The organism is Mastigocoleus testarum BC008, from assembly GCF_001456025.1.
Classification (GTDB): domain Bacteria; phylum Cyanobacteriota; class Cyanobacteriia; order Cyanobacteriales; family Nostocaceae; genus Mastigocoleus; species Mastigocoleus testarum.
This window is the reverse complement of sequence record NZ_LMTZ01000133.1, coordinates 19,227-42,298: the sequence shown is the minus strand read 5'-3', so window position 1 is coordinate 42,298 and position 23,072 is coordinate 19,227. Positions and strand designations below refer to the sequence as shown.

Genomic DNA, 23,072 nt, shown 5'->3' with positions numbered 1-23,072 from the left:
TGAATGCATCAGAAGCGCTGAAGCGCAACTAAGAACAAATTAGAACTGCAATCTTCTCGCAGTACCATCATCTTCAAATTCTTGTACGCCTTTACCCAAAACTTCTACAATTATTTGACGTGGTACGGGAATCCAATCACCTTGTCTGGCTTGGATGTCTACAATTATCTGTTCTCCTTCCATACTTACTCGATAATTTGTTGTACACCAAAGACCATCACGATATGCAAAACTAGTCCCATCGTCTTCATATAATGTATATTCTCCCGTACCGGGGGTAACTCGCAATCGTAATTGATTTACCGGTGACTCAGAAGTATATTGCATTACCGGTGCCAGAGGAATAATCGATCCCCCACGGATATACATGGGCATTTTTGCTAATGGTGCATGGGCAAGAATATACTTAGAACCTTGATAGCATTCACCCGTCCACCAGTCATACCAAGTTCCTTCGGGAAGATAAACAGCTCGATTTTCTACTCCAGGTCTGTATACAGGTGCAGCCATTAAAGATTCACCTAGTAGCAATTGATCGTAAAATTCCTGAGTGTTGCGATCGTCGTGGTAATGATAAAGCAGTGGACGGAGAATTGGCGCACCTGTATTTGCTGCTTCCCAAAATAAGGTGTAGATATAGGGCAATAATTGATATCTAAGTTCAATATACTGACGACAAATATCTTCTACTTCAGTGCCAAATTCCCACGGTTCATGACGCTTGCTACCTATAACGGAATGACCGCGCATGAAAGGATACAACATTCCTACTTGCATCCACCGAGCAAATAATTCTGGTGTGGCGTTACTTGCAAATCCCCCGATATCTGCACCAACAAACGGTACCCCAGATAATCCTAAATTACAGAGCATGGGTAAGGACATTTCCAGATGTTCCCACAAGGAATGATTATCGCCCGTCCACACTGCAGAATATTTCTGAACGCCCGCATAACCAGAACGAGTAAGAACAAACGAACGTTCTTTGGGACGAAGTCTATCTAAAGCTTCCCGCGACGCACGCGCCATCATTAACCCATATACATTATGTGTTTCGGCATGGTTAGTTTGTTCTTTGGGATCGCCCTGGGGTGCATCCAAAGGAAAGCAAGTTTTGTTTCCAGAGTCACCAAAAGGACGGTCATCCAAAGCTGGTTCGTTCATATCATTCCAGATTCCAGCTACGCCCTTATCGATAAGATTCTTGTGTAAACTACTCCACCACTCCCGCACGTCGCTACGAATGAAATCGGGAAATACAGAGCGATCAGGCCATACATAACCGTGAAATATTTTACCCTGTTTATTACGGATAAAATAATTGTTTTCTAATCCGCGATCGCAAACTTCGTAATCAGCTTCTGGATCGTATTTAACGCCGGGATCGACAATGGTAACGATTTTAAAACCTTGTGCTGTAAGTTCGTCAATTAGTTTTTTTGGGTCGGGAAAACGCTGTTTGTGCCAAGTAAAGACCCGAAATCCTTGCATATAATCAATATCAAGGTGAATAACATCGCAGGGAATACGACGCTGACGAAATTCCCGCACCAATGTTCGTACTTCAGTTTCTGAGTTATAACTCCAGCGACATTGATGATAACCTAAAGCCCAACGAGGGGGTAATGACATTCGCCCTGTCAGCTTGGTATAAGTGTTAAGTATGGTTGCAGGCTCTTGACCATAAATCAGATAATAATCTAATTCATTACCTTGGGTTTGCAGTTGCAAAGTATCGCTTTGGCTTGCACCAACATCAAATTGACTCTTGTAAGTGGTATTAAAAAATAAACCATAATTAACTTGGGAAGACAAAGATATAAAAAACGGAATTGCTTGGTACATTTCGTCGGTGAGTACACCAAAATCCAAACAATCTGTAGTCCAATGGGTAAAACGCTTTCCTCTGTGATTCAATAATCCAGTGCGTTCCCCAAAACCATAAAACTTTTCCTCAACCCCAATTTGCTTCCAACAAGTAACCTCATTATCGCGCCAAGCAATTCCCAAATCAGTATCACTAGCAAAAGTATTACCTGTTTGTTGTTCAAGAAATTTTATCCGACAGGGATCGCGCTGAACACAAACCATGATTTCTGCGGTCTTAATATTGATAAATTCTTCTGTTTCCTCAACCTCAAAGGGTACAATATCCCATTCTTCATCTGCGATCGCAACTGACCAAGAACGTCTGGGAATAAAATCGACCGCAGGTGAAAAACGAACTCGAATTAGATTAGGTGCAAGAACACTCAGAGTTAGATTGAGATTACCATCACATATAAGAACGATTCCTTGCTGATATCTTTGAACTCTTTCTACAGATGAAATCGGATTCCATTGAGGTTCGTGACAGGGGAGTTGTTCGATAAATTCTGGCATATGGAAAAGTATTAATAATCTTCAGTTAAACCAACTTCTTAAGCTTATTGTCTGCTTATTTGCCCTAAATTTTTGCAAATCCTGAATATCAATACTATTGACGCGTTGTTAATTTCCAGTAAAGCAATATAGCGATGCTATGTGCAAGCTTGCGCTTATCACAATAGTGCTAGTAATGATAGCGACAAGAAATAACTATGAAATAATCACAAGTATAGCGCCATGAGAGGTGTCAGAATTGGGATTAGACTAAAGGATGCGACGTCTTCGCCCGTACCAACTTATAGCTCAAAAAGGCAAACACGCATGTACTTAATACTACATGCGCGTGTTAATTCACTCTTATTGCAGTCAAACGAGAAACGCGGGTTATTGGGAATCCCTTATGGTTTTAGGTTAGGACATTTCCTGTTCCTTGTCTTGCTTGCACGCACCAGAGGTGTTAGTACGCATCCTACGGATGTTAGCGTTGCTAGCGTAGCGTACCGGATCCGTAGGTAGCAGTTCCGTAGGTAGCGCAGCTATAGCTATAGGTATTGCGTGACGTAGTCATACAGCAAGAGACGTCCAAACGCTGTTCCCCTTTCCCTATTCCCTTCTTAGCCAAATATAATGTCCCAACCTACATGCTCACTGCTATGGTAGAGCAAAAGCACTGCTATTTGACTGCCATATTTAGCAGGTTTATTGCATCTTCTAAAATATTTTCTACTCCAGCTAAGGATATACTTGAATTTGGTAAAGTCAACGTCAAGAATAATTGTTCTCCTACGGTGACACTTCCCACAAGCCATTGATTGCCCCCAGGTAGTATTCCTATAGGTCCATACATTGCCTCAAGCTGGAGATTACCGAACTGTGTGGGAAATTGTAGACGCCCAAGATTGCTTACCGATAAAGCACCGTCAAGATGTTCTGTTATTCCTTGCTGTACCTGAGTGAGGGTAGGATTTTTGGACATCCATTCCTGCATTTGGAGAATATCTTCAAAAATTTTCTTTGGTATCATTTCCTCCTTAAGTTTATTTTTGAAAGAGCGAGCAATCTCCCATAGATCTTCATTAGTGCTGAAACTTTGGAAAATAGATATTCCATGAGCATAGTAACCAAAATTTTCCCCAACCATGGGCTTTAAATACTGCCGGATATTAATAGCTGAAAAACACTGAAGTGTATGTTTTTCTTCTGAAGGATTTTGGCGAGCAATTGCTAGAGAAAAAGCTGCACAAATGGCACCATAGATGGTTGTTGACTCTTCCTTACAACGGCAAATTAATAATTTAGTTGTTTTTGGTGAAAGTGAGCCAAATTTGAGACGAGAAAGAGTCTCAGAGGATAAATGATTATCCTTCGCAGACATCGGAGAGATGGGTGATTGAGGAAGCAATTGTACATTTAGAGAACTTTGCTCGATCCAACTAGTGTTAGTAAATTCTGAGTTTCCTGAAAGAATATTGTCATCAACTTTACTTGGAATTAAATTATCCGTTGCAGGAATTATTGAAAGAGGTTCGAGAAAAGTATCAGGAGTGGCGAGTAGTTGTAAAATATCCCGAGTTAGCAATATAGTAGATATGCCATCGCAAATACAATGATCGCAAATGAGGAGCAATTCTGAAATATTTGGCGAATGAAGTAACACAATACGCAGCAGGGGAGCTTGTGTACAGACAAAGGGTTCAGACAACTCTTTTTTTATTTCTTGTTGCCAATGTTGCTCTCCTTGTCGCGCTACAATTCGCAATGGAATCTCGGCAGGGTCTTCTACAAACCAGGGTTGTTGAGTTTGATCAAAAGCAATGCGTACACGCAGCAATGGATGACGCTGCTGCACTTGAGTAAGGGTCTTCTTAAGTTGTTCGATGCTGAATTCTCCCCTAATCTTGGCAGTTAGTCCAACATGTGCCGGATGAGCTTGGCTAGACAACCAAAATAGTTTTTCCCATGCTCCGAGTGGTCGACAGATAGAAGTTTTCCGAGAGGAGTCGGTAACTTGAATTATTTTATTCTCCATTCTTTCAATGCGTAATTTTTTATTTGTATGACTCAATACGGTTCAGTTAAGCCTGAAATGCTGATTAATGATGTGAAATTGAGGAGCTTCTACTTGTTTTTCAATATCTTTGTGTTTTGGCTTTTTAGAAAAAAGTTCGATACGCACCTATATGTATTCAGAATATTTAATTCCGGTGCTAACAAATTCGATATTAGCTGTTCACGAACTAGGAATTTATACTTTTGTCTTCTCAGCCTTGTCTACATTTAGCTTTATGACTTGAGAAACCTCAATAGAGCTTGGAGCTTGAGTCTCTAAAAGTTTTTCACTCAAATCGGCAGCACGTTGCGGTGCATCATAATGCTGGTAATGTGCTTGTAACTGTCGTGTTTTGTTTTTATAATCTGGCTCATGTAAAATCGTCTTTATTGCGCTACGGATTTCTTTTTCCGAGGGGGTTCCCGTATTTAGGTTAATACCCACACCAGCCCATGCAACTCGAGTCGCAATTTCTGCCTTTTCCTCACTTGTACCTGCCACGATTACAGGTACTCCGTTAGATAAAGCTAACTGTACACCGCCATACCCGCCATTTGTGACCATTACATCTACATATGGCATGAGGAAATGGTAAGGGACAAACTGCTCTACACGCACATTATCAGGCAGGGAATCAAGCTTAATATTTTCGACTGGGGTTCCTCCCGTAGTTGCGATGACTAAAACATCTTCATCAGCTAAAGCCTTTATTGTTACAAGAATCAAATCGTTAAGATCGTGATTTGAAATGGTACCTTGAGTTACCAGAACTATCGGACGATTACTGTTGAGTTCGTTCCACCAGACTGGTGGCTTAAAATCTTCTGTAGGTGGACTGATAAAAGGACCGACGAAATGGGCATGTTCGTATAGATCACTGCGGGGATACTCAAACTCAGGTACAGTACCGAGTAAATACAAGTTAGGTGGTTGGCTGATGCTTTCTAATACACTTTTGTTAATTTGAGGTAGTCCAATGCTAGCACGGGTTAGATTTGTGTAAGTTTTTAGCTCTCGTTGGCCAATATGATCGTTAAAGAAGTTCAAAAAAATATTTCGTATTTGCCCAAGTAGTGAATTATCTGGTGGTAATCCTAAACCTATAGGTGCAGTGTCTTTACTATTGTATATATAAATTGAATTACTGATGTTTACCAATGGGATACCAGTTTTCTCATGTACAAACCCTAATCCATAGCACATATCATCGCCAACAAGCAGATCTGCGGGAAAATCTTCCAAGATTTTGAGTATGTCTTCCATCTGTTTGGGTGCTTGCTCGATAAAAATTGATTTCATGCTTTTGATAAAGGCTGAAATCCCCTTTAGACCTTTGGTCTGTGGAAAGGCTTTTTCTCGACTCATACCGCCGAAATCATAGGCTTTCTGCATCGGTTGATAATTTGCTCCAAGCTTTTCAATCTTAGGTTGGAAGACTTTGCCTGTATACCACCATACTTCATGTCCACGATTGACTAACTCGCGTGCAAATGTAACCATTGGGTTAACATGCCCTGATGCTGGAGTTGTTGCGATTAAGATATTAGCCACTTATTTATATTCTCCTGTTTTTATCTCTCTGATATATGTCTATTAGCCTGTCAACCCAAACTGTTGCGATGAAATAAATTCTTGCGGGAAGTAAGGGCAAACAGGCAAGCTTCACACGCTTAAATTCCTTTCTTCAGGTAAAAACAGGCCTGATCGCCCTCTCCCTTCTGATTGAGAATCTCTGCTCGGTCTTCAAATTCCTGTAATTCTTCTTTGGAAAATATAAAATCGGCAGGATTTTCGAATAAAGTTTGACAAGATCCTACTAGAGTCATATCTCGCCTGTATAATTCACTCCCATAAAATTGAAAACCAATGGAATCATAAATAACGTTATGAATTGAAAAACCTGTTTTCTCTGCTAGTATCTTGATACTCTTTTGTGTATGTAAAAATAAGTGACGAGGTGGGTCTAATTGTACCCAGTTTACTCCATAATTTTTCCAAGCATAGGACTGAGCCAGGGGTATCCGTAACAATAGCAAATGATTAGGTTTAAGGAGTCTATACAGTTGATTAAGTATGCCGATGGGATCGGTCATATGCTCAAAGGAATGATGCAGCATGATGAAATCGTAAGCACCTTCTACTTGTTCCAAAGTACGATTTAAAACTGTAACTCCAGGTTGAGGATGTAAATCTTCTTCAATGAATGGATCGACCCCTGTGAGATTGGAGTATCCTACTTTATTCAACTCCTTGAGCATATGTCCCCGTCCACTACCAACATCCAAGATTGCAGAATTAAAATCCAATCCAGCTAACTCAAGCCAATGTTGAACAGGTTCTCCCAGTTTGATTGGTGGAGGTAGTTGAGGTAATTTTTCAGTACCAATGTAGTATTCTTCAGGATAATATTTGCCTAGATCTGATGGGACTTCTACAATTTGCAAACAGCCACAATTAGAACATTCAAAGTAATCAAACTCTTCTTTTAAGCCAAACATCATTTCCCGAACAACGAAGGGTTTATTATGTTCGGAGTTATTGCAAACTTGACATGTATACATATCGACTATTTTTGGTATATGTGTAGTATTTTCAGGTTTTTGTTTAGTAACAGGACTTATGTATTCAGGTTTGTATGGAAATTGGATTGAGGAATTTGATTTAATTGCTTAGTAGAGCTTTCAATTTTTTTATTCCTACCCTCTTTCTTCTTTAAACCTTGGGATTTAGTGATTTTCGTAAGTCCAATGAAAATTTATTGATTAAAAGCTAAGCTACAGTCTGCAGAGATTTTCTTGGTTCACATTGTTCCTTAAGCATCATCTTGACTCCATTAGCAGGTCCAAGAGTAAAACCTTGAAATTTTGCTTGTACTGGTTGGAGTTCTTCTAGGCTGAGTTTATATTTTGATATGATGCTAGCTAAAACTAACTTCATTTCAAAAATCGCCAAAGCTTCCCCAATACAGCGACGCATACCACCACCAAACGGTAGGAATTCATAGGGAGAATATTTCTTTTCCAGAAAACGTTCTGGTCTAAACTCCTTATGCTGTGGATATGTATCCTCACGGTGATGAATCAAATATGTACAAGCAATTACCCTTGTTCCAGGTTCCAAGGTATATCCCAATAGTTCCACAGGTTGTTTGACTACCCGAGGAAAAATTACTAATCCAGGATGGTAATACCGCAAACTTTCATTACAGACAGCAGTCAGATAAGGTGACTTGAAAATAGTCATTGGTTCGGGGTTATTACCCAGGGTGTTTAGTTCTTGGCGCAATTTTTCACCAACTTCTGGCTTTCTATGAGCCCAATACAATGCCCAAGTCATTCCTGATACTGTGGTTTCATGTCCTCCCATTAAAAGAGTTATCAACTGATCGCGCAGTTCTTGATCTGTCATTGATTGACCTTCTTGATCTTTTGCTTCCATCAATAATGAGAGAATATCAGTACGTTCTGGATCTGGTTTTGCTCTACGGTAAGCAATCTCAGCGTATAATAAGCTATCAACTTGTTTGCAAATGCGCAAAAATTTTCCCCAAGGACTCCAAGCTCCCAAATCCTTTTGTAGGAAAGGGAAAAATACTAGGGTAGATAATAGAGGTGAAGCTAAAAGATTCAACATCGAGGGTATTAGATGCTTGAGTTTTTCATAGCGTTCTCCCGAGTACAAGCCAAATACTACCTTTAACATGACTTCCAGGGAAATTTCTTTCATCATTGTATGAGCAGAGAAAATCTGACCCAGTGGTTGCTGACTCAAAATTTCTTCAGTCAAATCACAGATCATCTGACCGTAGCAACGCATCCGCTCTCCGTGAAAAGAAGGCATTAGAAGTTGCCGATGACGTTTATGATTTTCTCCAACCAGCGATGTGATTGCATATTTTCCAATTAGAGCTTGCACAGATTTATTTTCACACAGACCAAACTTTTGTTTTTCGTTGCGAAAAAATTCTTCAATAGCCTGAGGATGTTGTATGAAGACGCAGGGTTGTCCAGCAAAAAATGTACCAGAAAAAATATCAGGATGTCGTTGAGCTACTTTTTCCAGAAATCCTGTAGGATTACTAAAAAATTGGAATGTTTGAATCAAAGATGGAGCTTGAATTGTATTGGGTAATGGCATATGATTTTAATCAAAATGTGCTTAGTCTTTCAATTGTAGAAATAGTATTTTTAATTACTAATTCAAATTATTGATAGTGGGATTTTTCAAATTTAGGCGAGTCGGAATTACATTCTTCTCCTTGTTCCACAACAAAGTCGATCACAAAGGCACTGTCCAGATTGAAGGACGAAGGTATCTTGTCATTAAGAACTCTCTGTTCTCAATAAAGTCTCAAGTAACTACACTAAGCAATGCTTATTAAGTTTTCACTTAGTTAGCCTTTTGACTCAACTTTTATAAGTAGACAAGATATCCTCGATGATAAATCTTATTTTCTCCTTTCATTCATAAATAAGTTCCTTCGTCAATAGCTTATGCACTAAATTTAGATGCGTTTGCCCTGGTCCACATTATTTACTTGGAATTGGAAGTAGGGGTGTTTGCTATTAATTTCCTCCCACAAAATATTTCTAAAGTTCAATTTAAAAAACAATCGAGAAAAAAAAGGGAAGATAAGAATTCAATTAGAAATTGGTGTTTTAGTTTGTCTGAGTGCATTTTTTAAAAATTAAAACTGAGTACATTTTGTCAATATATCCAAGTGTATAAATAAGAATGAGTGAGAATAATAATCATAAAAAAGTAAGGGAGAGATGCATGCGATAACTGCTCGACTCTCTCACCTCAATAGCGATTATTATTCTCAAAATTTTCTAAAAATAATATTTGTATTAGGAACAAAATGTGTGAAACTCAACTTAAGAAACACATCAAATGCTTATTGTTATTTGTTTTAATGTGTCTTAGTCTAAACCCCAGTTATAAGGATAGAGTAGACAAATGATGGGCAAATTATGATAGTTTGAAATTATTATCAAAAATTATATATAGTTGCCTACCCTACAAAAAATATCAATAAAATTTTGACGAGCACAAAAATACCATGGTTAAATCAAATTTATGGAAATTACAAGTGCTCAAAGGATTGGAATTTGCTTGGTTTCCAATTCCAACAATAATTCTTTTTTATCAAAGTTACGGACTCGATCTCGAACAAGCAGTTTTACTAAAAAGTATTCTTTCATTATCGGTATTTATTTTTGAAATCCCCTCTGGATATATTGCTGATGTCTTGGGACGAAAAAAATCCTTAATTGCAGGAGGTTTAATTTGGACTTTTTCCCTAATACTTTACTGTTTGGGGAAAAGTTTTATCATATTTGCGATCGCAGAAGTTTTTGCTGGGTTAGCAGCTAGTTTAATTTCGGGTGCAGATATAGCTATCGCTTTTGATAGTTTAGTGCAAATTGGGCGCGAACAAGATTATCGAAAGTTCCAAGGTGGACTTGTGGCGATTGCGGGAGTAACAGAAGCCATTTGTGGTATTGTCGGTGCTGCAGTAGCATCAGTCAATTTGGTTTACCCTTTTTATCTGCAAACAGTCTTTATCGTTGGTTATTGTATTTTAGTACTGACTTTAGTAGAACCTACGCCTCATATATCTGTCACCCAGATTGCTCCACAGGGGAACATTAAAGAGCTTTGGCGGATTGTCCGTCTAGCTTTATTTGAAAATAAGAATCTCAAATGGTTAATCTTATTATCCGCTAATTTTGGTACTGCCACCTTCCTGATTGTTTGGTTAGCTCAAGCTGATATGAGTCAACGAGGACTTCCCACAGAAGCATTTGGTTTTGCTTGGGCTTTTTTCCATATAATCTTGAGTTTAGCTTCGATTAAAGCTAGCTCTCTCGAAGATTTCTTGGGAATTAAATCAGTCTTTCTCGGTTTAATACTTTTAATGGGTGGTTCTTATATTTTTCTCGGATTAATCGAGCAGGCTTGGGGAATCATATTTATTGCAGTGATTTACTTCGTCCGGGGTTTGCGTATGCCCTTGCTTTTAAATCATATCAATCAGCATGTTTCTTCTTCTATTCGAGCAACCGTGCTTTCAGTCAATAGCTTTGTATTTCGTCTAGGCTTTGCATTAGTAGGACCAATGGTCGGATGGTTAACAGACTTCTATTCTTTAGATACAGCTCTGATAGTTTCTGGAGTAGGTTTTATGGTTGTAGGTCTATTTTGTTTGCAGAGATTAGTTGCTTTACGAGTGATTTAAGTTAGTATTTATGTTTTTTTATTTTGTTAATTACAGATTATAGCAATCCTAGATGAGATCCAAACTAAAATCGTTTAAAATCAATTCCCCGTGGTAAATACCATGCAAGCTTGGAGAATACAATTTTGGCAGATTGGCTTTTTTAGACAAACCGTAGAGTAAGATTTTTGGCTTCAAAAAATATTTTTATTTAAAAAGCGGAACCTCCGCGCAAGCTCTCGACAAAGGTCGTAAGCATAGAATGTATTTAGGGTCTAATTTAATTGCTTGGTTAAAATCAGAAATTGCTTTGTCATATTCATTGTTATTGTAGTAAGCAAGTCCACGATTGTAGTAAACGTAAATATATTTAGGGTCTAATTTTATAGCTTCACTATAATCAGTAATTGCTTTATCATATTCTCCTTTTTTGTGGTAGGCATTACCGCGACTATTGTAAGCAAAAATAAATTTAGAATCTAATTTAATAACTTGGGTGTAATCAGCAATTGCTTTATCATATTCTCCTTTTTTGTAATATACAAGTCCACGACCGCTGTAAGAAAAAGGATATTTGGAGTCTAAATTAATTGCTTTATTGTAATCAGCAATTGCTTTGTCATATTCTCCTTTATTACGGTAATTAAGTCCGCGACGTTCGTAATATAAAGCATTTTTGGTGTTTAATTTTATCGCTTGACTGTAATCAGCAATTGCTTTGTCATATTCTCCTTTATTATTGTAAGCAATTCCACGATTTTTGTAAGAATTTGTATATTTAGGGTCTAATTGAATCGCTTTGTTATAATCAGCAATTGCTTTGTCATATTCTTTTTTATTGTTGTAAGTATTGCCGCGATTATGGTAATAAACTGCATCTTTAGGGTTTAATTTAATCGCTTGGCTATAATCAGCAATTGCTTTGTCATATTCTTTTTTCTTGTAGTAAGCATTACCACGATTTTTGTAATAAAGTGTATTTTTCGGGTCTAATTTAATCCCTTGGCTGTAATAAGCAATTGCTTTGTCATGTTCTCCTTTATTGTAATTAAAATTAAATTTGGGGTTTAATTTAATCACTTGGCTGTAATCAACAATTGTTTTGTCATATTCTTTTTTATTGTGGTAAGCATCACCACGATTTTTGTAATAAAGTGGATTTTTCGGGTCTAATTCAATCCCTTGGCTGTAATCAGCAATTGCTTTGTCATATTCTCCTTTTGTGTTATAAATATAGCCACGGGAGTTGTAAGCAACTACATTTTTAGAATCTAATTTAATCACTTGGCTATAATCAGCAATTGCTTTGTCATATTCTTTTTTCTTGTAGTAAGCATTACCACGATTGTTGTAATAAAGTGTATTTTTCGGGTCTAATTTAATCCCTTGGCTGTAATAAGCAATTGCTTTGTCATGTTCTCCTTTATTGTAATTAAAATTAAATTTGGGGTTTAATTTAATCACTTGGCTGTAATCAACAATTGTTTTGTCATATTCTTTTTTATTGTGGTAAGCATCACCACGATTTTTGTAATAAAGTGGATTTTTCGGGTCTAATTCAATCGCTTTGTTGTAATCAGCAATTGCTTTGTCATATTCTCCTTTTGTGTTATAAATATAGCCACGGGAGTTGTAAGCAACTACATTTTTAGAATCTAATTTAATCACTTGGCTATAATCAGCAATTGCTTTGTCATATTCTTTTTTCTTGTAGTAAGCATTACCACGATTGTTGTAATAAAGTGTATTTTTCGGGTCTAATTTAATCCCTTGGCTGTAATAAGCAATTGCTTTGTCATGTTCTCCTTTATTGTAATTAAAATTAAATTTGGGGTTTAATTTAATCACTTGGCTGTAATCAACAATTGTTTTGTCATATTCTTTTTTATTGTGGTAAGCATCACCACGATTTTTGTAATAAAGTGGATTTTTCGGGTCTAATTCAATCGCTTGGTTAAAATCAGCAATTGCTTTGTCATATTCTTTTTTATTGTTGTAAGCACTACCACGATTATGGTAATAAACTGCATCTTTAGGGTTTAATTTAATCGCTTGGTTAAAATCAGCAATTGCTTTGTCATATTCTTTTTTATTGTGGTAAGCACTACCACGATTGTTGTAATGAAGTGGATTTTTCGGGTCTAGTTCAATCCCTTTGTTAAAATCAGCAATTGCTTTGTCATATTCTTTTTTATTGTTGTAAGTGTCACCACGATTTTTGTAATAAAGTGGATTTTTCGGGTCTAGTTCAATCCCTTTGTTAAAATCAGCAATTGCTTTGTCATATTCTTTTTTATTGTTGTAAGCATTGCCGCGATTATGGTAATAAACTGCACCTTTAGGGTTTAATTTAATCGCTTGGCTATAATCAGCAATTGCTTTGTCATATTCTTTTTTCTTGTAGTAAGCATTACCACGATTGTTGTAATTTTCAGCATTCTTAGGATTATTCTGAATTTCCTTACTATAATGATTTATGCTTCTGCTAGGGTCTTCTAAAGTTCTGGTATATTTTTCTAAGTCTTTTCTGAATACATAGCCCAATAAAGTTGTTAAAATAGTTATACCAATGAAGAATAATGAAAAAACTTTACGTTTTCTAGTTACAGATAAATTTGAGCTAGTGCTTAAAGATGATTGAGGTGCTTGATAAAGTGCAGCAAAATGTTCTAGTATCAAGCGATGTACAAAAATATAACTACCACCTACTTTCTGTAAAAAAATCCGCTCAGTTGCATACTCTAGAAAGTGAGTATAGTTCCAGGTAATATAGTTGTATCTATAAAGAATAAAGCGCAAACTCAAATGTTGAATACAGGTGAAAGATTTAGTTAATCCACAAAGACTTAATAGACATCCACATATAAAAATAAATTCAATATTGTTACCAGAACTTTTAAAATATTCTGAAAGAAAACCGAAAAAACCGAAATAGCGATTAAATATGATACATGCTCCTCCTATAGATACTCCTAATATAAAACCTATCCCACAACTGAAGATAGTATTAATAAAAACTTGCTTTAGAGGATTAACAGATACTATATTTTTTTGAATCTCAACTGAATCTCTACTACCTAAAAATGCCCAGACTACACCAAAAGATAAAGAAAAAAATAACGAACAAATAGAGATTGGGTAAAAACTAATATCTATAATTTTAATTATAAGAACTATTAATTTGCTAGGAATAATCAAACTGATGAGCCATATGGAAAAGCCTGTATATATTCCCCACGACAAGACTTGTTTAAAATAAAGCTTTAATTTATCATACGAACTAATTATAGATTTAATATTAGAATCATTAAAAATTTGTTTGGCTGTTTTAAAAATAAATGTAAGTATAATGCCAGATGCTAAAGATATAAATAATCCAACAAACTTATTGTCAAAAATACTATTTTCTTTTAATGACCAACTAAAATTAAATTCAAAAAGTACAAAATAAATCGTAATACTTGTCCCAATAACAAAACCCCAAAAAAATCCTGTTTTTATTCCATTAATAAGTCCTTTAACTATTTTGATTCTAGATAATCTCCTATTCTCGGTAGGCAAAATTATCTTGTCATTGTTGACAAACCATCCATTTATTACACTAAATAAACCGACACATAGCCCCACAAATAATCCTATCAATGAATTATTTACTACTTTTTGTATACTAGAATTTTTGGAGTCTAATATATAGATAGCAAAAATCAAAGAACTCAGAATTCCACCTATAATTAAAGAAGAAAATACTATAATTCCAAAGCGGTATATTAATTTTTGCCAATTATTTTTCAACCATTTAGGCTGCATATTTTCAATAGAAAATATTGTTTGAGAGTCTTGGGACATTTGATAAGCCAGCCAACTCAGCCAATGCTTAGCCTTATTATCAGGATAAATTTTCTTAATCCCACTAATAGAGCGTCGCTGAAGCATTCGTCGAATATAATTATTGAACAGGTGTTGACGATGTTCTTCTATTGAATCAACTTTTGGTAAATCTTCAATTGTAACATTTCTATAAGCAAAAGTTATAATACTAAGGATTAGTGGTGACTTAACTAGTTCTTGTAGTGCTGTATCTGTTTCTAATAAGCTTTTTATCGCTTGCAGTTGAGTTCCTGCTTTATCTAAATAATCGTTAATCTGCTCAGTTGTAAGCGATTGAATGCAAACTCCTCTTTGTATTGCTAAACGGTTGGAAAGAGATTCATAATCTTTTACGCGACTACAAACAACTATCTCAGTTTCTCCATAGTTCTGCATGAATTCATTTAATGCTTTAACACAAGCAACTCGATGTTCTGCTTTGACTTCATCTAAACCATCCAGCATCAGCAATAGCTGTTGATTTTGAAGCCAGTGTTTAGCAAGAGACTTAGATACTTTATAATTATTATTTAGTTCTTGAACTAGCCATTGAGCAATATTTTGTCGTTTATTAGCCCAAGAAGATAAGTTAAAAATAACTGGAATTGGTAAACTTAAATTTTCTTCAGTATCAGCAATTAAACTTTTTGCGATCCTTAACAAAAATGTAGTTTTACCTGCTCCAGGCTCCCCTAAAATTAGTAAGGTTCGCCCTCGATCCATTTCCCTAAATACATCAATATTATTTTGATCTTGAGGTAATGATTGCCTTAAATCGCTAAGGTTTTCTTGAGCAGTTTCGGATGGGCGCTTCACAGCATCTAAACGCTCTTCTAAACCAATCTCAATTAGAGCTTTACTGTGTAATGAATTTTCTAATACATCTTTTATCCAATATTTTTTTACTTTACTAAGTAAGATTTTCCGCGAATTATAATCTTGCTGACTTGAAATATATACTTGCCTAGGACGTAATAACCCAGCTAAGTTGAGAACACTATATGTGTTAATGTTTTGAACTTGGTTAAGATTACCTCCAGCTTGACCAAGTTGTGCTTCTTTGAATGAGGAATCATTACTATCGAAATTTTGATGAGAATTTGGTTGTTGGTTCATATGTTCGTTAAATAAACTATTACTTAGCTTTTATTTATTTTAAGCAGAAAATTATTGATGATTATTAATTTGTATTACACAATTTACACAATTGTTTTACGCAAAAGTTAAATAAAACTTTTTACTGCGACTCCTAACCAAGAAGCTAATGGTTTAGTAATTAGTTCTAATTTTTCCCAAACACCTTGACCTACACCCAAAGTTTCATTGACTTCTTCGAGAACTTTAGTGGCTTTTTGTAAGCTTTTTGTAGCAGTATTTTTGTCTGCTTGTTCTTCTTGAACTGCATCTTTTGCATAATCTATATGTTTCAGGGCTTTTTTCTTTTGCTGTTCAGGTAAATCTGAATTACTAAATAAAAATTCAATTTGTTCTATTAATTCAACAACCTCTGTGACAGATAATTGTTTCTCCACACCAGCTTGATTATTGTACTGATTTTGATTTAAGTCACCTCCAGCTTGTCCTATTTGTCCTGAATAACTACCACAATTAAAAACAATCGATTGTGAAGGTTTTTCTTGTGTCATAGTCTGAGGCGATTTCTTTTCAAGTTCTGATTTTTTATCTTCTTTTATATTGTCTTCAAGATTGGAAGAATATCGCTTTCTTGCTTTAAGCTGTGGGGTTGAATATTCTGGAATACCCTGTAAGTCAATAGAAGCACGACCAACTACAAAACATTCTTCATAGGATCTCCCAGCAAACAGCGCATCATAAAATCCAATAGCAAACTCAATCGCTGCGACATCCCCAATAGCCTGATTCATCCCCACTACATAATCAATATGTTGGTGAATTACCTCTGCTTGCTCTTGTGAATAACAAGCATTCAGTAAAACACACTCTATTTGGCTCTGAAACAACCCAAATAACCTTCCTAAAGATTCTGTACTTAATAGTTGCATTTCCCCGGAATTATTTTCCAAAGCTAAACCTTCAGCACCAGAACCATGTCCCGAAAAATGAACGATAGTTGGTTGATGTTCCAATAAAGAACGACGCAGGTCTTCAACTCGCACTGCTAGGAAAGTAAAAATTTGAAACTGTTCTCGATTTTGAGATTGTTTCAGTGCTTTCTGAATTTCTCGTACTTCTTCATCCAAACGTAGTTTTTCTGTGTTCTTTGGATTTGCTGAAAAGATTAGGATTTTTTTCATATATTAGCTGCTTTTATATGAGGTTTAAATATAGAAACAGTAGCTGCACTGAAGATTCCGGTTAGCTTTCAACTTTTCTATGTTTTTTTCAGAACTTACGTACACGAAGCCAAAAAGCAGATCTTTTGATAGATTTTTACTGTTCAAACAGAAGAATTCTTGTAGAAACCAGGTTTATTTACGTCGGTCCTATTTTTGTAAGTCCTATTTTTAATAGAGCTAAATCAAGTCAACATATGCATTTTACCCAGTAACTTACGACATTTTCAACTAGTCTAAAGATTTCCTTTGGATTGCACTTATATACTAAACAAATAGCCAAAAGAAAAGGTAGTCCCATGGTTAAGCCCAAAAATCTCAGCGAATCTGACACACTAAACATGAACTATCTCACAAAAGAGATGGAAGTTTATTTACAAGCACATCTAGAAACTGGCTACTTTATCGGTTCTGTGCTTGTTGCTTATGGAGGGGAAATATTATTGAGTAAGGGATATGGAATGGCGAATTTGGAACATAGTATCCCCAATGCACCTCTAACAAAATTTCGTATCGGTTCTGTTACTAAGCAGTTTACTGCAGCAGCAATTCTCAAGCTTCAAGAACAAAACTTACTTGATGTAAATAATTCGGTCGCAACTTACATACCTGACTATCCCAATGGGGGAAAAATTACCATTCATCAACTCCTAACTCATACCTCAGGTATTCCTAACTACACTAATTTTGACGATTTTGAGTCCAAGAAAACAATCAAAATGGAGTTGGATGAGTTAATTGCTTATTTTAGCCATCATCCTTTAGATTTCCAGCCAGGTGAAGTGTTTAAATATAGTAATTCTGGCTATGTTGTTTTAACAAAAATCATTGAAACTGTCTCCAATAAATCCTATGCAGATTACTTGCAAGAATATATTTTCACTCCATTAGGAATGATCGATTCCGGTTATGATCGCTACGAAACCATATTGCAGAATCGTGCTTCTGGTTATGTTTCTATGGGAGAAGAATATAAAAACGCCCAACTTATAGATATGTCATTACCATCTGGTGCGGGTGCGCTGTATTCCACAGTTGAAGACCTCTATAAATGGGACTGTTCGCTCAATACCGATATAGTACTGAACAAATTATCTAGAGACGCAATGTTTTCCCCTCAAATCAAGGTTATTGAGGATGACAATGAACAAGTGCATTACGGTTATGGATGGTTGCTCGACACCATATACGATCGCCATCGTATTTCACACAATGGAGGTATTGATGGCTTCAGCAGTCATTTTTCTCGGTTTCCCAACGAACAAATCACAATTGTGGTTTTAAGTAATCTTGTCACATCCCCAGTGGAAAAGATTGGACGAGATTTAACTGCGATTATATTGGGTGAATCCTATGAATTACCAAAAAAACGAGAAGCGATCAACCTTGATCCTGCTATTTACGAAAATTATGTAGGACAATATAAATTTGAGCCTTCCGGATCGCAGTCTGAAGTTAATGATATTACCTTAACGGTTACTACTGAATCTCAACGCATCTTTATTCAATGGGTTGGAGGACCAGTTATTGAAATTTTTCCTGAATCTCCAACTAAATTTTTTCGTAAGATCGTAGATGCTCAACTTACTTTCGTGACTGATAATCAGGGTAAAGCTTCCCAATTAATCTTTCATCAAAATGGAAGAGATATGATACTAAATAAAATTGGTTAGCATCCTAGAAACTTTCATACTTCAGAATGAGTGAAAACTCTATATCTTTGGAATTCTATATCTTTTGAATTATTCATATTCACAATAGAGATATTCGAACTCAAACAACCGCATAAATTTGGATATTTTATTTGACTGCATTGGTTCTATTTCTCAGATCCAAAAACTGTAGTTGCTGATACAAGCATCTAATTTTTGGTAAATTAACTCCACGAGAAAATGCTGCTTGTAAAGCATTCGAAAAAATTGCTGTTAATTCTAAAGGGCGCTTTTCGTCATAGTCTATCTTCATGCTGGTACGGTAAGGATGCATATTTCGGGTATGCTCCAACATCGTCTCAATAAACTCCAAGGGAATATCACATTCTACGCTTTTTGCTCCTCTTAACACTTCATGCATTAACTCTTTCACTAATTCCAAGCTATTAGGATTCGTCATCAATTCCTCTGTAGTTGCATCTAAAACAACTGACAATCCGTTGTAGGGGATATTCCAAACCAACTTCTTCCAACGAGCAAGAAGTAAATCGGATGATAATTCAATCGGAATTCCAGCACTTTCAAAGTCATTTGCAATTATTTGCATTTCATCTGCGATACCGCCATGTTGGGAATTATTTTTATGCTCTCCTAAATTAATTTTTCCGTAAGCTAAGTGGCGAATATGTCCATCTCCGACCTTATTGGAACATAAAAAACATAATCCACCTATTATTTTAGTTTCACCGATTTTATGTCCGCTAACTTTATAACGATCAATGATTGCTGCAACTTCTTCTTCAATCCCAAGTCCATTTTGCAACACCAAGACCGTACTATTTTCCTTGAGTATGGGCAGTAAGATGTCCGGAAGAAGATGATTTTGTGTTGTTTTTAATGCCACGATCGCAACATCACAAGCAGGCATATTTCTTACATCACAGTAAGCATTTACCCGATTTAATCGAAAATCTCCATCAACAGACTCCACAAATAAACCATTACGCCGGACACTTTCGTAATCGCTACGAACTAGAAAATGAACTTCCAACCCTGCTTGTTGCAACTTAGCACCATAGAATCCTCCTAAAGCGCCAGTTCCCAGAATGGCATATGTAAGATTTTTGGTCACATTAAAAAAATTTAAAGCAGCAGAACTCAAAGATATTTTAACCGGGTATAGGCCATTAAGTATTGAATTGTGCTTAGGAGGTAAAATAGATAAGAATTTGGAGAATTTAAATTCTTTTAAGAGAGAGATACAATAATTTATAATTAGATAAATAAATCAACAGGATTGATGTTTGATTTAAACACGATAGCTGAATTTTCTCGTAACAACTGCATTGGAATTTGTTCATTTTTAGTGCCAGCTAACTTGCTGTCTACTTCACTGACAATAGGTCTCTCAGCACTCCGTCGTTCCTCTGCTCAAGTGTGGCAATCTGCAGCTTTTGCTAGCTTCTGGGCTCTAGTGATGGTATTTCATGTCTATACCTGGTTTATGGTTGGTGTAGTAATGCTTCCAACTTTTATTTTGATGTGGCTAGCTGTTACTTGTTGGATCTGCAATTTAGGAGCAATTTTGTTTTCCAAAAGTCATTCTCCTTTGCCGGATTCCTAGTTACTGAGTAACGAGTAATAAGTAATAAGTAACGAGTAATAAGTAATAAGTAATGAGTGATGAGTAAGAAATCACCGATTACCAGTTACCGATTACCAATTACCAATTACCAATTACCAATTACCAATTACCAATTACCAATTACCAATTACCAATTACCAATTACCAATTACCAACAACAAGTAACTAACCAGCCATCTCTTTACGAAGCCCGTCAGCAACCCGATCTAAACCTACAGAATGGGCAGCTTTAAATAGTAACCTGTCACCTGGTTCAACAAATTTCTTTAAGCGACTAATTAAATCTTCATGGCTCGAAAAGCATTCCGTTAGAATACCTTCAGCGTTCATTGCAATGGCTTCTGCATCGTTACAGTCAATCAAAACCATTAGAGCATCTAATTTTAAATTTCTGACTGTTTCTCCGACTCTCTGATGTAGAGATAAGGAACGTTCTCCCAGTTCCTTCATTGCTCCTAAAACAGCAATTTTACGCTTACCTGGAGTTTCTGCTAGTAAGTTTAATGCTGCTGTCATTGCTTCTGGTGCGGCATTGTAAGTTTCGTCTAGGATGACTACATCATTGGGTAATTCAAATCGCTGCGATCGCCCACCCGGCATATCTACTGTTACCCCAGATTTTAAAATTGACCAATCAATCCCTAAAACCTGAGCAACAGCAAGAGCAGCCATAAAATTGCTGGCGTTGTGACGTCCCGGTAAAGGTAAAGGTAATCTCATCCCATCAACCTCCACAGTATAATTGTCAATCATCTGTCCTTGGATGTCACCGCCAAATAAGCCAAAGGTGATACATTTACCTTGCCAGACCTTAGCTGCAGTTTCTAGTAATAGGGGGTTATCATGGTTGAGGATTGCAACACCGTCAGTAGGCATTTGTGCAAGCAGTTCGCATTTCGCATTAGCAATAGCAGCTTCCGAACCTAATAGTTCGATATGTGCTGTACCCACATTGGTAATTACACCAATATTTGGGCGAGCAATTTGGGTCAGTTCAGCAATTTGTCCCTGACCTCGCATTGCCATTTCAATTACAGCGTACTGATGCTGCGGTGTTAGTCCCAGCAGGGTTTTTGGTACGCCTATTTCGTTATTGTAGTTAGCGTAGGTCTTAAGAACACTGCCTTGGGTTGATAAAACTGCTGCTATCAGCTCCTTAGTTGTGGTCTTTCCCACAGAACCTGTTACGCCAATAACTGGAACATCAAAGCGATCGCGCCACCATCGAGCAATTTTTTGGTAAGCAACAAGGGTATTTTTAACTTGCAGTTCGGGAAACTCTTGATTTTGATATTTCTCGTCGACTATTGCAGCTAAAGCACCTTTAGCAAAAACTCCTGGAATAAATTCATGTCCATCAAATTTTTCTCCTCGAAAAGCAACAAATACTTCCCCTGGCTTAAGTATGCGGCTATCTGTTTGAATACCAGTAATTTTTTGAGATAGAATATTCCCCGGTAAGTTAATTTGCTTAGCTTTTAATACTTCAGCTAATTGAGATAGTGTGGTAGAACAAAGCATAATGAATACTTTTTGGATTTAATGGTAATGACGCGCCAAAATTGTGGTGAAAAAACCACTCTGGCTTAAAGAGAAAACAAAAAGTGTTTAAATCCTATAATTTTATAAAGGAAAATATAAAGCAAAGCATTTAACAATGCTATAGGGCATTGTTTAAAGTAAGTTAAAAAGTTTGTACAAAATAATGCCAAAGAAGCATAACTCCTTTGGCAAGTTTAGTTTATACAAACAATAGATTAAATTTATTAAATTTTGCTTGAGGATAAGAAGAATAAGTAGAAAGTACTATCCTCTAATTTTTTGTCTTCCCACGGTTACTAAGCGTACGGTCCAATTTACGAGAACCCACTATTGCGATTTTGTAAAGTCCTTATTATATAAAAATCTTGTTCTATCCTTGATTCTTAATTGTCATGATCTCGACAATTTTTGTTGCTGTAGTAGTGTCTATATTTAAAGCTTGATGCAGATCGTTTAAAAAACTTCTCTCTTCTTCGCTTACAACGCTGTCAGACAAGACCAAATCTGTAGCTACAGCAAAGGATGTCTCTCTTAGGTTTTGCGGTAATGACTCCTTAGCAGTGTTGAACAAAACGTTGAATCCATCTCGTCTCAAAAGACCTAATAGTTTATCCAACATCTGAGCTACAGTTTCACCGGAATAACCACTAAAAAGCTTTATTCGCAATAAGGCAGAGGAAATATCATCGGCTCGTTGTTGAGAAATATAACCGTCTGAAGCCGTAGCTGCTAAAATAATGGCAGTGAAAGCTTCCGTTGTAGTGAAGACTTCTTGTCTCCTAGCCTGCGTGCTCAATAAATTTTCAGATAAACTCATGTCGGTTTTCTCCTTGCTCTAGAGTTTTGCAGTATTGGTGTTTTCGAAACTCAATTTTTTCTAGATATGGAGTTTGCTTACTCCCTTGAGTCTCAATATCTATTATTCCCAGCTTTTTTCAGGAGCGAACACCAACCATTAGTAGCAAGAAGAAAACTATCTAGTACCACTGTGCGGAAGTCATTAGCGGATCCGAACCGTAGGTAGCGCAACTAAAGTCTGCGGCGTCGGCGGAGCCAAAGCGCGTGTCCATAGGATGGCGTGTCCGTAGGATATAAGTCAAAAGTATTATATTATCTAGCTTCTAGACTTTATAAATAGTTGCTTTATTTCTGCTGACCTGTACCAGTATTATTATTCTAATTAATATTATCGATTATTTGTTCTTTCAATACTTTCGATTACTGCTAAACCAATTCCAGAAACTGCAATGAGTCCAACTGAGGATAACAAGAAAGCATAAACTAGCATCCACAAGCCTTCTTCAAAGAAAATATAGTTATCCATAATTATTTACTCCTTCGCTGTTTACACTTACTTCTTCTAAATCATCAGAACTGATTCCGCTAAACTGGTGACGCATCACCTACATTTGCA

The 23,072-nt window shown here is 36.4% G+C and carries 15 protein-coding genes; 4 read left to right on the top strand and 11 right to left on the bottom strand.

The genetic code is table 11. The annotated features are described in order from the left end of the window. Window positions 1-39 precede the first annotated feature (39 nt). The 5 genes from BC008_RS35280 to BC008_RS35260 form a co-directional block, all read right to left on the bottom strand. Complete coding sequence (locus BC008_RS35280) at window positions 40-2,382, bottom strand: glycoside hydrolase family 31 protein (protein ID WP_027843982.1); 2,343 nt, start codon at window positions 2,380-2,382, stop codon at window positions 40-42. 658 nt (window positions 2,383-3,040) lie between these two features. Beyond that, a complete protein-coding gene (locus tag BC008_RS35275; protein ID WP_027843981.1) occupies window positions 3,041-4,396 on the bottom strand; it encodes a condensation domain-containing protein in 1,356 nt (451 codons plus the stop codon). 216 nt (window positions 4,397-4,612) lie between these two features. After that, entirely contained in the window at window positions 4,613-5,968 is a 1,356-nt protein-coding gene (locus BC008_RS35270) for a glycosyltransferase (RefSeq protein ID WP_082650707.1), read from the bottom strand. A gap of 119 nt (window positions 5,969-6,087) precedes the next feature. Next, window positions 6,088-6,978 carry a class I SAM-dependent methyltransferase gene (locus BC008_RS35265; protein WP_027843980.1) on the bottom strand — a complete coding sequence of 297 codons (891 nt, stop codon included), beginning with the start codon at window positions 6,976-6,978 and terminating at the stop codon, window positions 6,088-6,090. A gap of 208 nt (window positions 6,979-7,186) precedes the next feature. Then, window positions 7,187-8,554, bottom strand: a complete 1,368-nt coding sequence (locus tag BC008_RS35260) for a cytochrome P450 (protein WP_027843979.1) — start codon at window positions 8,552-8,554, stop codon at window positions 7,187-7,189. A 925-nt stretch (window positions 8,555-9,479) separates the two neighbouring features. Here BC008_RS35260 and BC008_RS35255 point away from each other — a divergent pair. Continuing rightward, complete coding sequence (locus BC008_RS35255) at window positions 9,480-10,658, top strand: MFS transporter (protein ID WP_027843978.1); 1,179 nt, start codon at window positions 9,480-9,482, stop codon at window positions 10,656-10,658. A 186-nt stretch (window positions 10,659-10,844) separates the two neighbouring features. Here BC008_RS35255 and BC008_RS35250 read toward each other — a convergent pair whose 3' ends face one another. Together BC008_RS35250 and BC008_RS35245 are read right to left on the bottom strand one after the other, a co-directional pair. Next, window positions 10,845-15,620 (bottom strand): tetratricopeptide repeat protein, encoded by a 4,776-nt coding sequence (locus BC008_RS35250; RefSeq protein WP_058184336.1) that lies wholly within the window; start codon window positions 15,618-15,620, stop codon window positions 10,845-10,847. Window positions 15,621-15,727: 107 nt separating this feature from the next. Further along, the gene (locus BC008_RS35245) at window positions 15,728-16,780 is read right to left on the bottom strand and encodes a CHAT domain-containing protein (protein WP_036267962.1); all 1,053 of its coding nucleotides are present in this window, start codon (window positions 16,778-16,780) and stop codon (window positions 15,728-15,730) included. A 338-nt stretch (window positions 16,781-17,118) separates the two neighbouring features. Between BC008_RS35245 and BC008_RS35240 the strand changes: the two genes are divergently transcribed. Next, the gene (locus BC008_RS35240; protein ID WP_027846054.1) at window positions 17,119-18,492 is read left to right on the top strand and encodes a serine hydrolase; all 1,374 of its coding nucleotides are present in this window, start codon (window positions 17,119-17,121) and stop codon (window positions 18,490-18,492) included. A 127-nt stretch (window positions 18,493-18,619) separates the two neighbouring features. On the opposite strand, the gene BC008_RS35235 is transcribed toward BC008_RS35240, so the two are convergent. Beyond that, on the bottom strand, window positions 18,620-19,603 hold the full coding sequence (locus BC008_RS35235; RefSeq protein ID WP_027846053.1) for a putative 2-dehydropantoate 2-reductase: 984 nt from the start codon (window positions 19,601-19,603) through the stop codon (window positions 18,620-18,622). Window positions 19,604-19,771: 168 nt separating this feature from the next. On the opposite strand from BC008_RS35235, the gene BC008_RS35230 reads away from it, so the two are divergent. Both BC008_RS35230 and BC008_RS52840 read left to right on the top strand, forming a co-directional pair. After that, window positions 19,772-20,095 (top strand): hypothetical protein, encoded by a 324-nt coding sequence (locus BC008_RS35230; protein WP_058183355.1) that lies wholly within the window; start codon window positions 19,772-19,774, stop codon window positions 20,093-20,095. Between the two features lie 70 nt (window positions 20,096-20,165). Next, window positions 20,166-20,285: a hypothetical protein gene (locus BC008_RS52840; RefSeq protein ID WP_407657093.1), complete on the top strand. Its 120-nt coding sequence runs from the start codon at window positions 20,166-20,168 to the stop codon at window positions 20,283-20,285. Here the strand turns inward: BC008_RS52840 and BC008_RS35225 are convergent. The 3 genes from BC008_RS35225 to BC008_RS50865 all read right to left on the bottom strand — a co-directional run bounded on the left by BC008_RS35225 (window position 20,282) and on the right by BC008_RS50865 (window position 22,982). Then, the gene (locus tag BC008_RS35225) at window positions 20,282-21,637 is read right to left on the bottom strand and encodes a UDP-N-acetylmuramoyl-tripeptide--D-alanyl-D-alanine ligase (protein ID WP_027845971.1); all 1,356 of its coding nucleotides are present in this window, start codon (window positions 21,635-21,637) and stop codon (window positions 20,282-20,284) included. The genes BC008_RS52840 and BC008_RS35225 overlap by 4 nt on opposite strands. 391 nt (window positions 21,638-22,028) lie before the next feature. Continuing rightward, window positions 22,029-22,475, bottom strand: a complete 447-nt coding sequence (locus tag BC008_RS35220; RefSeq protein ID WP_027845970.1) for a tellurite resistance TerB family protein — start codon at window positions 22,473-22,475, stop codon at window positions 22,029-22,031. Between the two features lie 369 nt (window positions 22,476-22,844). After that, on the bottom strand, window positions 22,845-22,982 hold the full coding sequence (locus BC008_RS50865) for a hypothetical protein (protein ID WP_058183356.1): 138 nt from the start codon (window positions 22,980-22,982) through the stop codon (window positions 22,845-22,847). Window positions 22,983-23,072: the final 90 nt, after the last annotated feature.

Coding starts and splice junctions, on each gene's coding strand:
- BC008_RS35280 (WP_027843982.1), bottom strand. CDS start 2,382: ATGCCAGAATTTATCGAACAACTCCCCTGTCACGAACCTCAATGGAAT.
- BC008_RS35275 (WP_027843981.1), bottom strand. CDS start 4,396: ATGGAGAATAAAATAATTCAAGTTACCGACTCCTCTCGGAAAACTTCT.
- BC008_RS35265 (WP_027843980.1), bottom strand. CDS start 6,978: ATGTATACATGTCAAGTTTGCAATAACTCCGAACATAATAAACCCTTC.
- BC008_RS35260 (WP_027843979.1), bottom strand. CDS start 8,554: ATGCCATTACCCAATACAATTCAAGCTCCATCTTTGATTCAAACATTC.
- BC008_RS35255 (WP_027843978.1), top strand. CDS start 9,480: ATGGTTAAATCAAATTTATGGAAATTACAAGTGCTCAAAGGATTGGAA.
- BC008_RS35250 (WP_058184336.1), bottom strand. CDS start 15,620: ATGAACCAACAACCAAATTCTCATCAAAATTTCGATAGTAATGATTCC.
- BC008_RS35245 (WP_036267962.1), bottom strand. CDS start 16,780: ATGAAAAAAATCCTAATCTTTTCAGCAAATCCAAAGAACACAGAAAAA.
- BC008_RS35240 (WP_027846054.1), top strand. CDS start 17,119: ATGGTTAAGCCCAAAAATCTCAGCGAATCTGACACACTAAACATGAAC.
- BC008_RS35230 (WP_058183355.1), top strand. CDS start 19,772: ATGTTTGATTTAAACACGATAGCTGAATTTTCTCGTAACAACTGCATT.
- BC008_RS35225 (WP_027845971.1), bottom strand. CDS start 21,637: ATGCTTTGTTCTACCACACTATCTCAATTAGCTGAAGTATTAAAAGCT.
- BC008_RS35220 (WP_027845970.1), bottom strand. CDS start 22,475: ATGAGTTTATCTGAAAATTTATTGAGCACGCAGGCTAGGAGACAAGAA.
- BC008_RS50865 (WP_058183356.1), bottom strand. CDS start 22,982: ATGGATAACTATATTTTCTTTGAAGAAGGCTTGTGGATGCTAGTTTAT.